A 12301-nucleotide genomic window follows, 5' to 3' on the forward strand; every position below is an offset into this window, starting at 1 on the left:
TGCTGCATGAAGCTGACCGGCGCAAAGAGGCCCACCAGCAGCAAGAGCGCGCCGCCGCCGGCCAGCATGGTGACCTGGCTCTTGGTCTGCGCCTTGAAGGCCTCAACCTCCTTGGCGCGTTTTTCCTCCGGTGTCAGCTCCGGCACGGCCTCCTTGGGCTTGGCCGCAATGGCCTGCACCTTGGGCGGCGGCGGCGGGAAGGTGATCTCGCCCTCGAACGTGACGGTGGCACCGCGGATCACGTCGTCTTCCATGTCGTGATTGACCTGACCGTCTTTCTCCGGCGTCAGGTCAGCCATCATGTGGCGGATGTTTGTCGCGTAAAGGCTCGAGGACTGCGCCGCCATGCGGCTGGGGAAGTCGGTGTAGCCGATGATGGTGACGCCATTGTCGGTGACGATCTTCTCGTCCATGACGGTCAGCTTGCAGTTACCGCCCTTCTCCGCTGCCAGGTCGACAATGACCGAGCCGGGCTTCATTGCGGCAACCATATCCTCGGTCCACAGTTCCGGCGCCTCGCGGTTCGGGATCAGCGCGGTGGTGATGACAATGTCCACCTCCGGGGCCAGCTCGCGGAACTTGGCCAGCTGTGCTTCGCGGAACTCCGGGCTGGAGACCGAGGCATAGCCGCCGGTGGCAGCGCCGTCCTGCTGCTCCTCCTCGAAGTCGAGATAGACGAACTCGGCGCCCATCGACTCGACCTGCTCAGCCACTTCGGGGCGCACGTCGAAGGCATAGGTCACGGCGCCCAAACTGGTCGAGGTGCCGATGGCGGCAAGCCCCGCCACCCCGGCGCCGACCACCAGAACCTTTGCCGGGGGCACCTTGCCTGCCGCGGTGATCTGGCCGGTGAAGAAGCGGCCGAAGTTGTTGCCCGCCTCGATGACAGCGCGGTAGCCCGCGATGTTCGCCATCGACGACAGCGCGTCCATCTTCTGCGCGCGCGAGATCCGCGGCACCATTTCCATGGCGATGACATTGGCCTTCTTCGACTTGGCCAGCTCCATCCCCTCTTCATTCCCTGCCGGGTTGAAGAAGGAGATCAGCGTCTTGCCCTTGGTCAGCCGCTTCAGTTCGGTGGCATCGGGCTGACGAACCTTGGCGACGATATCCGAGGCCTTCCACAAGGCTGCCGGGGTCTTGATGACCTCAACGCCTGCCGCCTCATAGGCCGCATCGGAAAAGCCCGCAGCGGCGCCCGCCCCGGCCTCAATCGCGCACTCATAGCCCAGCTTCTGCAGCTGCTTCGCCGAATCCGGCGTCATCGCAACCCGGTTTTCACCCGGGAATGTTTCTTTTGGTGTACCTATTTTCACCTTTTGGTTCCCCTCGTCTTGCCCGCGCCAGCAACGCCCGGGTTCGGATCACAATAATTCTCTCTACATTGCGCAATATTATTGCGCAAGGATTTTGCCGCATTGCCGCAAAGTTATGCCGCATCGCCGCATTGACGTCACACCCAGCGGCGCACTTTCTTCTCGTACCGGGCCCACTCCGCCCGGAATTCGCGCCGCATCCGGTTTTCCTCCGGGATGACAAAACGCTTCTCCAGCAGCCACAGGAAGATGGGGATCAGCGGCAGCGACAAGACCGCATCGAACCACAGGATGAGCCCCGCCAGGATCAGCACATCGCCCAGGTAGATCGGGTTGCGGCTGCGGCTGAAGATGCCCGATTGCACCAGCCGGCTGGGCGTCCGGTGCGGGATCACGGTGGTTTTCTGGCGCCGCATTTCGGTGATTGCCAGCAGTGCCAGCACGATGCCGCCGCCGGTCAGGATGCCCGCCAGAAATTCCGCCCAGGCGCCGCCAAAGGAAACACCCAGAGCAAAATGGTCCGCTTGCAGCCAAGCCGCGGCAACAAAGACAGCCAGCCAGACCGGCGGCACATCCAGCCACCGCATCACGCTCTGCCCTCTTGCAGACATCTGTTTGAAACACCACGCATCGCGGGCAACCTTCCTTTAACCGGCCTGCTCGTCCAGCCCGCTTTGGCCGGGATTGAAAGAAAAGGACAATTTGCCCCACATGCCGCGAAAACGGCGAATCCGTTCCCGCTTGCGGCATGATCCTGCATAGTTTCGTCCGGATGCCTATGTATTTCTTCGTGTACTGTTTGGCATCCGCAGCCCGGTTGCCTGCGCGGCCGCCTCAGAAGCACGTATTTCGTCCCCCAAAGCGGCCGTGACGGCACGGCGGTCTTGCCAGATGGCCGCCCCTCGATAGGCTGACCGGAAAACAGGGAGGCCGGATATCATGACTTTGCAAGGCAAACACGCGCTGGTGACCGGCGGCGGCACCGGGATCGGGCTGGCAATTGCCCGGGCCTTGGCGTCGGAGGGGGCGCAGGTCACCATTACCGGACGCAGGCAGGAAGTGCTGGAGGATGCTGCAACAGAAGGGCTGCATCCGCTGATAATGGACGTGCGCGACGAAGAGGATGTGGCGGCCAAAGTGAACGTGGCGGTGGAGGCCCGCGGCCCGGTCCAGATCTGCGTCGCCAATGCCGGCGTTGCCGAAGGTGCGGCGCTGCACAAGACCTCGATGGAGTTCTGGCGCAACATGATGGCAACCAACCTGGACGGTGCCTTCCTGACCATCCGCGAGTGCTTCACGTCAATGCGGCAGACCGATTGGGGGCGGGTTATTACCGTCTCATCTGTCGCGGGCCTGCGCGGGCTGAAGGGCGGCGCCTGTTACACCGCCAGCAAACACGGGCTGGTCGGGCTGACCCGCGCCCTCAGCGAGGATTACCTGGGCACTCCCTTCACTTTCAACGCGCTGTGCCCCGGCTACGTGGACACCCCGATTGTGGAGCGCAACATCACCTCCATCGCCCAGCGCGCCGGTATGAGCGCGGTGGAGGCACTAGACGTGATGGTCAATGCCAACCGCCACAAGCGGCTGATCGAGCCGGAGGAAGTGGCCGCCGCCGCCCTGTGGCTCTGCGGGCCCGGGTCCGGATCGGTCAACGGCCAGTGCATCGAAATCTCGGGCGGTCAGATGTGATGGACCGCAAGGATTTCAATGAGTTCTGCGCCACCTTTCCAGCAGCCGAACATGTGGTTCAATGGGGCAACGCAGACGTCTGGAAGGCGGGCGGCAAGCTGTTCGCCGTCTGCGGCTGGGCCGATGGCAGGGATGCCTTCACCTTCAAGGCCGGCGACATCGCCTATGAGGTGCTGCAAGAGCGCCCCGGGGTCCGACCGGCGCCCTATCTGGCGTCGCGGGGCATGAAATGGCTGCAGCAGTTTGATGAAAACGGGCTGACGGATGCGGAACTGAAGGAGCAGATCACCCTGTCCTATCAGATGGTCACAGCCAAGCTGTCAAAGAAGAAACGCGCCGAGTTCGGGATACCGGATCCGCAGCCGGCGGGCGGCTAGGCACTGGACAGAACGTCCAGGATAGGATAGCAAACCGGCAAAGCTTCAAGCTTAAAATACCCATCAGACGCGAGGCCCTCCATGACCGATTTTGCCGCAACCAAGGCGATGTTCGACCTGCCCGAAGGTGTGATCTATCTGGATGGCAACTCGCTGGGCCCCCTGCCCCGCGCTGCCAAAGACCGTGTCGGGTCGATGATGCAGGACGAATGGGGGCAAATGCTGATCACCGGCTGGAATAAGGCCGGCTGGATGGACAAGCCCAAGGCGCTGGGGGACAGGATCGGGCGGCTGATCGGGGCGGAGCCGGGCCATGTGGTGATGGGCGACACGCTGTCGATCAAGGTCTACCAGGCGGTTGCCTCGGCACTGGAGCTGAACCCGGGCCGCAAGGTGGTGCTGTCGGACAACGGCAACTTCCCAACCGACCTCTATATGGCCAGCGGGCTGCTGAAGTCGCTGGGGCCGGACTATGAGCTGCGGGTGGTGGACCCGGAAGCGGTTGAAGACGCCATCACCGATGAGATCGCGGTACTGATGATCACCGAGGTGGATTACCGCACCGGCCGCAAGCACGACATGAAGGCGCTTACTGAAAAGGCCCACGCCCATGGCGTTCTGACGGTCTGGGATTTGGCCCATTCTGCTGGCGCGGTGCCGGTGGATCTGGCCGGGTGCAAGGCGGATTTCGCCGTTGGCTGCACCTACAAGTATCTGAATGGCGGCCCCGGCGCGCCGGCCTTCATCTACGTCTCGCCGCGCCACGCGGAGACCGCCCGCCCCGCCCTGTCGGGCTGGCTGGGGCATGAGGCACCCTTTGCCTTCGACCTCGACTACCGGCCCGGCAGCGGCATCGACCGGATGCGCGTCGGCACCCCGCCGATCCTGCAGCTGACCGCGCTGGAGGCCGCAATGGATATCTGGGACATGGCGGATATGGACGCGGTGCGCGCCAAGTCCATTGAGCTGTGCGACCTGTTCATTGCCCTGGTTGAGGAAAGCTGCCCGCAGCTGGAGCTCGCCTCCCCCCGTGACCCTGCGTTCCGCGGCAGCCAGGTGTCGTTCAAGTTCGACGAGGGCTATGCCGCGATGCAGGCGCTGATCGCCCGCGGCGTGATCGGCGATTTCCGGGCGCCGGATATCATGCGGTTCGGCTTCACCCCGCTGTATATCGACGAGGGTGACGTGCGCACGGCGGCTGAGATCATCACGGATGTCATGACCAACGCCCTGTGGGACCGGCCGGAATACATGGTCCGCCACGCGGTCACCTGATGCGCCTGCGCCGCGCATACCATCTGCCGCTCTGCCGCCCGGCGGGCTGGGTCGCGCTGTGGCGTCGCCTGGCCCAATGCGGCACCCTGAACCGGAGGACGCATTCCTTTCCCTGACATATACTGACACTAGGAAAAGGAACGATCCGATGAGCAAACCCTACGATCCCGCCGAAGACGGCGCCCAGATGTCCTTTGACGGGCGCATGTCCTATGGCGATTACCTGTCGCTCGACATGCTGCTGAACGCGCAGAAGACATGGACCAATACCCATGACGAAATGCTGTTCATCATCCAGCACCAGACCTCCGAGCTGTGGATGCGGCTGGCCATTCACGAACTGAGCGCCGCCCGCGAGCGGCTTCTGGGCGGTCAGGCGCGGCAGGCGTTCAAGATGCTGGCGCGGGTGGCGCGCATCTTTGAGCAGCTCAATTCCGCCTGGGATGTTCTGCGCACCATGACGCCGTCCGACTACACTGCGTTCCGGGATGAGCTGGGCCAAAGCTCCGGCTTTCAGTCCCATCAATACCGGCAGATCGAATTCATGCTCGGCAACCGCAACAAGGCGATGCTGCGCCCGCACGCCCACCGCCCGGACATTCTGGCGCTGCTGGAGGCGGAACTGGAGCAGCCGTCGCTTTATGATGTGGCGCTGAAGGCGCTGGCGCAGAGCTTTGCGCTGCCGGATGAGGTGGTGAACCGGGATGTGTCGGAGGCCTATCAGCCGCATGAAGCGGTGCAGGCCGCCTGGACCGAGGTCTACCGCGACACCGAAACCCATTGGGAGCTCTATGAGCTGGCCGAAAAACTGGTGGATTTCGAGGACTACTTCCGCCGTTGGCGTTTCAACCATGTGACCACGGTGGAGCGCGTCATCGGCTTCAAGCGCGGCACCGGCGGCACTGGCGGCGTCAGCTATCTGAAACGGATGCTGGAGGTGGAGCTGTTCCCCGAGCTGTGGCACCTGCGCACCGAGCTTTGAAACTTCGGCGGGTCGGATACTCCGGCCCGCCTCACCGCGGCGTCAGCCCCGCCCCGGCAAGGGCCGCCAGCTGGCGCACCCCGTCCTGGTAAGCCTCGTAATCCGCGGCAGTTTGCTTGATCCCCTTCAATGAGGCGCAGAGGGTCCGGGCAATCACCGACGCCTCGCCGCTCAGCACCGCCCGCCCGGCCGCAGCCTCCTGCTTCAGCCAATCCGCATAGATCCCGCTCAGGGCAGCCTCGCCCTCGGCGATCACTTCGCCCGCAACGCTTTTGGTGATCTCGAACAGCTCCATCCCGTGCGGTGAGGACATCATCATTTGCACGCCCTCCCCGGCCTGGCCCTGGAACGCCGCCAGCAGCCGCTCCGGCAGCGGCCCCGGTTCTGCCAGCGCCGCCCGCACCCCGGCAGCCGCGTTGCCGTAATAGGCGGCCACCAGCGCCCGGAAAATCGCGTCTTTGTTCTTGAAATGCAGGTACAGCGCAGGCCGCGACATGCCCGCGCCCTTGGCGATGTCATCCATCGAGGTCTTGCGGAACCCGTAAGTTGAGAACGCCATCCAGGCGGCCTCGAGGATTGCCTGCTGTTTCGGATCAATGCCTGCCATGTTCATATTTCCGCTTCTGACATTGTTTGTAAAAAATGTCAATTGACACACTGACAAAACTCGTTATTTTTGTCAGAAGCACAGCAACGGAGTCCCGCCATGCCAACAGACCTGCGCATCAATGGAAAAACCCATCAGGTGAATCTGCCTGATGATGTGCCCCTCCTCTGGGTTCTGCGGGATGAGGTCGGCCTCACCGGCACCAAGTTCGGCTGCGGCGTGGCTGCCTGCGGCGCCTGCACCGTGCATATTGACGGCGAGGCAGTACGCTCCTGCCAGGTGGCGCTTTCGGACGTGTGGGGAGAGGTGACCACGATCGAGGGCCTCGGCACGCCGAGCGCCATGGCGGCAATCCAGCAGGCCTGGGTGGAGCATCAGGTAGCCCAGTGCGGCTATTGCCAGTCCGGCCAGATCATGCAGGCGGCGAGCCTGCTGGCAGAGAACCCGGCGCCCTCCGATGCGGAGATTGACGAGGCGATGCAGGGCAACCTGTGCCGCTGCGGCACCTACCCGCGCATCCGCGCAGCCATCCATTCTGCCGCCCAGAAGATGCAGGAGGCGTAACCTATGGCCAGTTTCAAGAAAATTGCCCGCCGCAGCTTCCTGATCGGCTCTGCCGCCATTGTCGGCGGCGTTGCTTTCGGCGCCTATTACGTCAGCCGACCGGCCCCGAACCCGCTGAAACCGGCAGATGGCGAAGCGGCGTTTAACCCGTTTGTGATGATCTCACACGAAAAGATCACTCTGATCGCCCCCCGCGCCGAGATGGGCCAGGGCGTGCACACCACCTGGGCCGCATTGATCGCCGAGGAACTGGACGTGACTCTGGACCAGGTTGAGGTCATCCACGGTCCGGCCGCCACCGCCTATTACAACTCCGCCTTGCTGGGGGAAGTGATCCCCTCCAAGGGATACGACAAGTCCCGCTTTGTGCATTCGCTGGGCGAGGCGCTTGGCCATGCGGGCAAGCTGATGGATATGCAGGTCACTGGCGGCTCGTCCTCGATGAAGGACGGGTATGAACGGATGCGGGCCGCGGGCGCCTCTGCCCGGGAAACGCTGAAGCTTGCCGCCGCCAACCGGCTGGGCATTGCCAGCAGCCAGCTGTCGACCAAGGACGGCAAGGTAATTGCCCCCGGCAGCATCGAGATTGCCTATACCGATCTGGCTGCTGAAGCCGCCGGGCTGGAACCGGTCGAGGCCCAGTTGCGCCACCGCAGCGAGTGGAAACTGCTGGGCAAAGCGCAGCCGCGTGTGGACATGCCCGGCAAGGCCACCGGCACCGCAGAGTTTGGCATCGACGTGCGTCTGCCCGGGATGAAGTTCGCAGCCCTCAAGGCGAACCCCCACCTTGGCGGTGCCATGAACGGTTTTGATGCCAGCGAAGTACTGCAAATGCCGGGCGTCGAGCAAGTTGTGGACCTGGGCAATGCCTTTGCCGTGGTTGCAAACAACACATGGCTCGCCATCCAGGCCGCCGAGGCGGTCGCCGCAGACTGGGGGCCTGCCCCCATTCCGGACACGCAAGCGGAAATCCAGGACGCCATCCGCGCGGCCTTTGACGCTGAGCCGAACTCCACCCTGCGCGACGATGGCGATGTCTCCGCACTTCCCCAAGGGGCGCAGGAAGTCTCCGCCGAATACGAGGTGCCCTTCCTTGCCCACGCGACGATGGAGCCGCTGAACGCCACCGCACTCTACGACGGCAGCAAACTGCAGCTCTGGAGCGGCAACCAGGGGCCGCTTCTCACCCGCAACCACTGCGCCGATGCGTTGGGGATCGACCCTGAACAGGTCGAAGTGAACACCTCTCTGATGGGCGGCGGCTTCGGGCGGCGCGGCGAGATGGACTTCTCGGTCTATGCCGCCAAGCTGGCGCGGCAGATGCCGGGCACCCCGGTACAGCTCACCTGGAGCCGGGAAGAAGACATGACCCATGATTTCTACCGCCCCGGTGCCATGGCCCGGATGCGGGGCGCGGTGAAGGACGGCAGCGCGGTCCTGCTGGACGGTCAGATCGCCAGCCAAGCGCTGACCCCGCAGCTGATGAGCCGCTGGTTCGGCATGACACCTGCGGGTCCCGACACAACACTTGTCGACGGCGCCTTCAACCAGCCCTACGGCATCCCCAACTACCGCATCCGCGGCCACGCCGCGGACCTGCAGGTCCCGATCGGCGCCTGGCGGTCTGTCGGGGCGTCCTTCAACGGCTTCTTCATGGAAAGCTTCATGGACGAGATGGCCCATGCGGCCGGAGCCGATCCGCTGGAATTCCGGCTGGCCCTCACACGCCAGGAATGGGCACCTGCAGCCAAGGTGCTGGAAGCGGTCAAGGAGATGTCCGGCTGGACCGGCAACACGCCTGACGGCGTGGGCCGGGGCGTTGCCATGACCTATAGCTTCGGCACGCCCGTGGCACAGGTGATCGAGGTGACGGCGGAAGGCGGTCTGATCCGCCTCAGGAAGGCCTGGATCGCCGCCGACCTGGGCATTGCGCTGGATCCGCAGAACCTGGAAGCACAGATGTTCGGCGGCATGGCCTATGGGCTGTCAGCTGCCATGTTCGGCGAGATCACCTTTGCCGAAGGTGCGGCGGAGCAAGGGAATTTCCCCGACTACGACGCCATCCGCATGCACACGATGCCTGAAGTGGAGGTGCGCATTCTGGAAGAGCAATCGCATATCAGCGGCGCAGGCGAGCCCGGCACCCCGCCAGCGGCTCCGGCGCTGGCCAATGCGCTGTTTGACCTCACCGGCAAACGCGCCCGGCGGCTGCCGCTGATGCATGACTTCGATCTGCTGATCTGACACCTGCGCGGCCTGCCCTGCCGGGGCGGGCCGCAAATTCTCAGGCGAGCGGTTTCACCATGCGGTAGTTGTGGAGCGTCACACCGCGGCGCTCCACCTCACGCCGCCGTTCAACGGCAAACCCCTGCCGCTCAAAGAACCCGCGCGCGGCCTCGCTGGCATTCACGTATAACTGCACCAGCCCTTGCCTTTGCGCTGCGGCCTCCAACTGCCCGTACAAGGCTGCTGCAACGCCCTGCCCCGCAGCCCGCGGATGGCAGAACAGCATGTCGATATGGCCGTCTGCCTCCAGGTCGATGAAGGCCGCAGCAACATCCGCCTTGTCCGCGGCCACCCACAGCTTGCGGCCATCGCAAACCCGCTGCCGGAACAGCTCCGGCGGCGGAGCCTCCGGACACCAGGCGGCAATCTGCTCCGGAGTATAATGGCGGCTGGCAAGGCCATGCACCGCTGAATGGAATACATCCGCCAGCGCGGCTGCATCTTCAGCCCTGCCGCGCCTGACAGTGAACGCCCGCAGCCCCGAGGCAGCGCCGCCTGCACCTTCTTGTGTCATGAAAGAACCCTATGCCGTCTTCTGAAGACCAGCCTGCGGGCCGCCCGCGGCCCAGGCTTGCACCGCAGCGCCAAAGGCTTCGAACAGCGGCCGCGAAACCGGGTCCGCCGCCGCCTCCCACTCCGGATGCCATTGCACCGACAGGGTGAACCCCGGCGCGTCCTTGATATAGACCGCCTCCGGCGTGCCATCAGGCGCGTGGCCGTCGATGACAACCCGCGCGCCGGGACGCTTGATGCCCTGGCCGTGCAGGGTGTTGGTCATTACTTCCTCCGCGCCGAACAGGCGGTGAAACACCCCGCCGGAGCTGAATTTGACCGTATGGCGCAGGGCGAATTTCTCCTCCAGCGTGCCGTCCGGCGGCATCCGGTGATTCATCCGCCCCGGCAGGTCGCGGATTTCCGGGTGCAGGGTGCCGCCCATCGCCACGTTCACCTCCTGGAAACCGCGGCAGATGCCCAGAAACGGCTGGCCGCGCTCCACGCAGGCGCGCACCAGCGGCAGGGTGATCGCGTCGCGTGCCCGGTCAAAGGCACCATGCGCCTCCGTCTCGGCCTCGCCATATTCATTGGGATGCACGTTGGGCCGCCCGCCGGTCAGCAGAAAACCGTCGAAGGTATCCAGCAGTTCCGCCACCGTCACGAACCGCGGGTCCGAGGGGATCATCAGCGGCATGCAGCCCGCCACCTCGGCGATTGCCTCGGAATTCATCGTCCCGCCCGCATGCACGGGATACTGATCGTTCAGCAGATAGGAATTGCCGATGATGCCTACTTTGGGTCGCGCCATGATCTGCCTGTAAATCCTTGTCCTTTAGAAAAACCTAGCTCTGCCACTGCCCGGGTTCAACAGTTCCTGCGGCGCAACAGATTGTTCACATGCGCACACGCCTCCGCCTCAACTGCCCTCCTGGCCTGCCACATTGCCGCCGGACACGACAGTGATCACCTTGCATCTCTGGCCGCCTGCAGCCCGGTAGCTGTGTTCGAAACCCGCATCGAAGTAGACCGAGTCGCCCTTCTGCAGCACTTCGGTTTTGCCATGAATGGACAGTTGCAGGCTGCCCTCGATGACATAGAGCATCTCCGCGCCCTCGTGGCTGTGCGGCTTGCTTTGCACCGCCGTTGCCGGAAACTCCGCCAGATAGGCCTGAAACCGGCTTTTCGGGACCGGGAAATCCAGGCTTTCAAACAGGTAGGACACCGGCCCGTCGGTCTTGTCCCCCAGTTTCAGGCGGTCGCGCGCCCGCACCACCTCAAACACCGGATCCTCCTCTCCGGGGCCAAAGAAATGATCCAGCCCGACGCCAAACACCAAGGCGATGCGCAGCAGCGTTGCCAGTGTCGGGAACACCTGCCCGCGCTCGATCCGCGACAGCATGGCCGCCGACAGGCCGGTATGCTCCCCCAGCTGCGCCAGCCCCATGTCCTTGGCCAGGCGCAGGGTCCGTACTTTCGGACCGATTCGATAGGCCTCCAGCCCGTCCTGCAGGGTGTCTGACAGCGCTGTCCGGTTCACGGTTTCACCTCCAGAGCAAACTTGCGCTCTTGATTTTAACATCATGCAAAAATTATGCACATCACACAAATGTGCACTGTATGCAAAATTCTTGCATGAAAAGCTGCATTCACCAAGGGGCTTTCCGCTCCTGCCAGTGACAGAAAGGATCATCCAAGATGTTTAACCGCCCTTCCCTGACGGCTCTCGCAATCGCCATCGGACTGGCCCTGCCTGCCGCCGCGCCTGCCGCATCCAAGGACATTGTCGACACTGCAGTTGAAGCCGGCAGCTTTGAAACCCTGGCCGCCGCGCTGACCGCCGCGGACCTGGTGGGCACGCTCAAGGGCGACGGGCCTTTCACGGTCTTCGCCCCGACTGATGAAGCCTTTGCCGCCTTGCCCGAAGGCACGGTCGAAAACCTGCTCAAGCCGGAAAACCGCGAGCAGCTGACCCAGATCCTCACCTACCACGTTGTGCCGGGCAAGGTGATGTCGTCCGATCTGAGCGATGGGATGAAAGCGGAAACCGTGATGGGCAAGGAGATTACAGTCTCCATGAACGACGGCGTCAAAATCAATGACGCGACAGTGACCACCGCGGATATCGAAACCGCAAACGGCGTCATCCATGTGATCGACACCGTAATCCTGCCCTAATAGCGGCCTTCCCCTCTTGCCCTTAGTTTAGGGCAGTAAGACCGCTTGCAGAGCATCCCCTCCCGTCCCTGCGGGAGGGGCACTTTTTCAGATTTCGCCCTTGAGGCCCGCAGCTTCGATGCCCGCCATAGCCGCAATGGCGTCGTTGTCCGAGGTATCGCCGGTCACGCCGACCGCTCCGATCACTGCGCCATCGGCACCGCGCACCAGCACACCGCCGGGCACCGGCACCACCTGGCCGCCGTAAACGCCATTCACCGCTGCCATAAAATAGGACTGCGCCTCTGCCCGCGCCATCTGGGCGCTGCCGGCCATTCCCAGCATCACCGAGCCATAGGCCTTACCGTGGGCAATCGGGAAGCGGCCCGGCGCGGCGCCGTCTTCACGCTCAAATGCCTGCACATGGCCGCCGGCGTCCAGCACCACTACCGACAGCGGTTTCAGGTTCAGCTCATGCCCCTTCTCCAGCGCCACGCGGATGATGGTGCGCGCCTGCTCCAGTGAAATCCCAGCCATCAGTTCAGCCTCCTCT

The 12301-nt window shown here is 63.8% G+C and carries 14 protein-coding genes; 7 read left to right on the forward strand and 7 right to left on the reverse strand.

Annotation, left to right across the window (positions count from 1 at the left end; translation table 11 throughout):
* Nucleotides 1–1316: Re/Si-specific NAD(P)(+) transhydrogenase subunit alpha (locus RA25_RS20610; RefSeq protein WP_039174807.1), on the reverse strand; the 1316-nt coding region annotated here is incomplete at its 3' end.
* A gap of 137 nt (nt 1317–1453) precedes the next feature.
* Nucleotides 1454–1903: a methyltransferase family protein gene (locus RA25_RS20615; protein WP_039174780.1), complete on the reverse strand. Its 450-nt coding sequence runs from the start codon at nt 1901–1903 to the stop codon at nt 1454–1456.
* 352 nt (nt 1904–2255) lie between these two features.
* On the opposite strand from RA25_RS20615, the gene RA25_RS20620 reads away from it, so the two are divergent.
* From RA25_RS20620 to kynA, 4 genes are all read left to right on the forward strand, one after another.
* Entirely contained in the window at nt 2256–3008 is a 753-nt protein-coding gene (locus RA25_RS20620) for an SDR family NAD(P)-dependent oxidoreductase (RefSeq protein ID WP_039174781.1), read from the forward strand.
* The gene (locus tag RA25_RS20625) at nt 3008–3385 is read left to right on the forward strand and encodes an MmcQ/YjbR family DNA-binding protein (RefSeq protein WP_039174782.1); all 378 of its coding nucleotides are present in this window, start codon (nt 3008–3010) and stop codon (nt 3383–3385) included. Before RA25_RS20620 ends, RA25_RS20625 begins: the two co-directional genes overlap by 1 nt.
* Before the next feature lie 81 nt (nt 3386–3466).
* Nucleotides 3467–4660 carry a kynureninase gene (gene kynU / locus RA25_RS20630; RefSeq protein WP_039174783.1) on the forward strand — a complete coding sequence of 398 codons (1194 nt, stop codon included), beginning with the start codon at nt 3467–3469 and terminating at the stop codon, nt 4658–4660.
* 148 nt (nt 4661–4808) lie between these two features.
* On the forward strand, nt 4809–5642 hold the full coding sequence (gene kynA / locus RA25_RS20635) for a tryptophan 2,3-dioxygenase (RefSeq protein WP_039174784.1): 834 nt from the start codon (nt 4809–4811) through the stop codon (nt 5640–5642).
* A 31-nt stretch (nt 5643–5673) separates the two neighbouring features.
* Here kynA and RA25_RS20640 read toward each other — a convergent pair whose 3' ends face one another.
* The gene (locus tag RA25_RS20640; RefSeq protein ID WP_039152190.1) at nt 5674–6255 is read right to left on the reverse strand and encodes a TetR/AcrR family transcriptional regulator; all 582 of its coding nucleotides are present in this window, start codon (nt 6253–6255) and stop codon (nt 5674–5676) included.
* 93 nt (nt 6256–6348) lie between these two features.
* Between RA25_RS20640 and RA25_RS20645 the strand changes: the two genes are divergently transcribed.
* Nucleotides 6349–6813, forward strand: coding sequence for a (2Fe-2S)-binding protein (locus RA25_RS20645; protein WP_039174785.1), 465 nt, complete (start codon nt 6349–6351; stop codon nt 6811–6813).
* 3 nt (nt 6814–6816) lie between these two features.
* Nucleotides 6817–9057, forward strand: coding sequence for a xanthine dehydrogenase family protein molybdopterin-binding subunit (locus RA25_RS20650; RefSeq protein WP_039174786.1), 2241 nt, complete (start codon nt 6817–6819; stop codon nt 9055–9057).
* Between the two features lie 40 nt (nt 9058–9097).
* Here RA25_RS20650 and RA25_RS20655 read toward each other — a convergent pair whose 3' ends face one another.
* The 3 genes from RA25_RS20655 to RA25_RS20665 form a co-directional block, all read right to left on the reverse strand.
* A complete protein-coding gene (locus tag RA25_RS20655) occupies nt 9098–9613 on the reverse strand; it encodes a GNAT family N-acetyltransferase (protein ID WP_052254325.1) in 516 nt (171 codons plus the stop codon).
* Nucleotides 9614–9622: 9 nt separating this feature from the next.
* Entirely contained in the window at nt 9623–10402 is a 780-nt protein-coding gene (locus RA25_RS20660; protein WP_019296833.1) for a gamma-glutamyl-gamma-aminobutyrate hydrolase family protein, read from the reverse strand.
* A 108-nt stretch (nt 10403–10510) separates the two neighbouring features.
* A complete protein-coding gene (locus RA25_RS20665; protein WP_152612259.1) occupies nt 10511–11131 on the reverse strand; it encodes a helix-turn-helix domain-containing protein in 621 nt (206 codons plus the stop codon).
* A 158-nt stretch (nt 11132–11289) separates the two neighbouring features.
* Here RA25_RS20665 and RA25_RS20670 point away from each other — a divergent pair, with 158 nt between their 5' ends.
* The gene (locus RA25_RS20670; protein ID WP_039174787.1) at nt 11290–11769 is read left to right on the forward strand and encodes a fasciclin domain-containing protein; all 480 of its coding nucleotides are present in this window, start codon (nt 11290–11292) and stop codon (nt 11767–11769) included.
* An 87-nt stretch (nt 11770–11856) separates the two neighbouring features.
* On the opposite strand, the gene RA25_RS20675 is transcribed toward RA25_RS20670, so the two are convergent.
* A complete protein-coding gene (locus tag RA25_RS20675; RefSeq protein WP_019296836.1) occupies nt 11857–12285 on the reverse strand; it encodes a GlcG/HbpS family heme-binding protein in 429 nt (142 codons plus the stop codon).
* Nucleotides 12286–12301: the final 16 nt, after the last annotated feature.

It is taken from the genome of Leisingera sp. ANG-S5, assembly GCF_000813925.1.
In the GTDB taxonomy this organism is placed as follows: domain Bacteria; phylum Pseudomonadota; class Alphaproteobacteria; order Rhodobacterales; family Rhodobacteraceae; genus Leisingera.

What these genes read in the sequence shown, in the direction of transcription:
- kynA (WP_039174784.1), top strand. Translation starts at nt 4,809, where the DNA reads ATGAGCAAACCCTACGATCCCGCCGAAGACGGCGCCCAGATGTCCTTT.
- RA25_RS20650 (WP_039174786.1), top strand. Translation starts at nt 6,817, where the DNA reads ATGGCCAGTTTCAAGAAAATTGCCCGCCGCAGCTTCCTGATCGGCTCT.
- RA25_RS20655 (WP_052254325.1), bottom strand. Translation starts at nt 9,613, where the DNA reads ATGACACAAGAAGGTGCAGGCGGCGCTGCCTCGGGGCTGCGGGCGTTC.
- RA25_RS20625 (WP_039174782.1), top strand. Translation starts at nt 3,008, where the DNA reads ATGGACCGCAAGGATTTCAATGAGTTCTGCGCCACCTTTCCAGCAGCC.
- kynU (WP_039174783.1), top strand. Translation starts at nt 3,467, where the DNA reads ATGACCGATTTTGCCGCAACCAAGGCGATGTTCGACCTGCCCGAAGGT.
- RA25_RS20615 (WP_039174780.1), bottom strand. Translation starts at nt 1,903, where the DNA reads ATGCGGTGGCTGGATGTGCCGCCGGTCTGGCTGGCTGTCTTTGTTGCC.
- RA25_RS20670 (WP_039174787.1), top strand. Translation starts at nt 11,290, where the DNA reads ATGTTTAACCGCCCTTCCCTGACGGCTCTCGCAATCGCCATCGGACTG.
- RA25_RS20660 (WP_019296833.1), bottom strand. Translation starts at nt 10,402, where the DNA reads ATGGCGCGACCCAAAGTAGGCATCATCGGCAATTCCTATCTGCTGAAC.
- RA25_RS20675 (WP_019296836.1), bottom strand. Translation starts at nt 12,285, where the DNA reads ATGGCTGGGATTTCACTGGAGCAGGCGCGCACCATCATCCGCGTGGCG.
- RA25_RS20645 (WP_039174785.1), top strand. Translation starts at nt 6,349, where the DNA reads ATGCCAACAGACCTGCGCATCAATGGAAAAACCCATCAGGTGAATCTG.
- RA25_RS20640 (WP_039152190.1), bottom strand. Translation starts at nt 6,255, where the DNA reads ATGAACATGGCAGGCATTGATCCGAAACAGCAGGCAATCCTCGAGGCC.
- RA25_RS20620 (WP_039174781.1), top strand. Translation starts at nt 2,256, where the DNA reads ATGACTTTGCAAGGCAAACACGCGCTGGTGACCGGCGGCGGCACCGGG.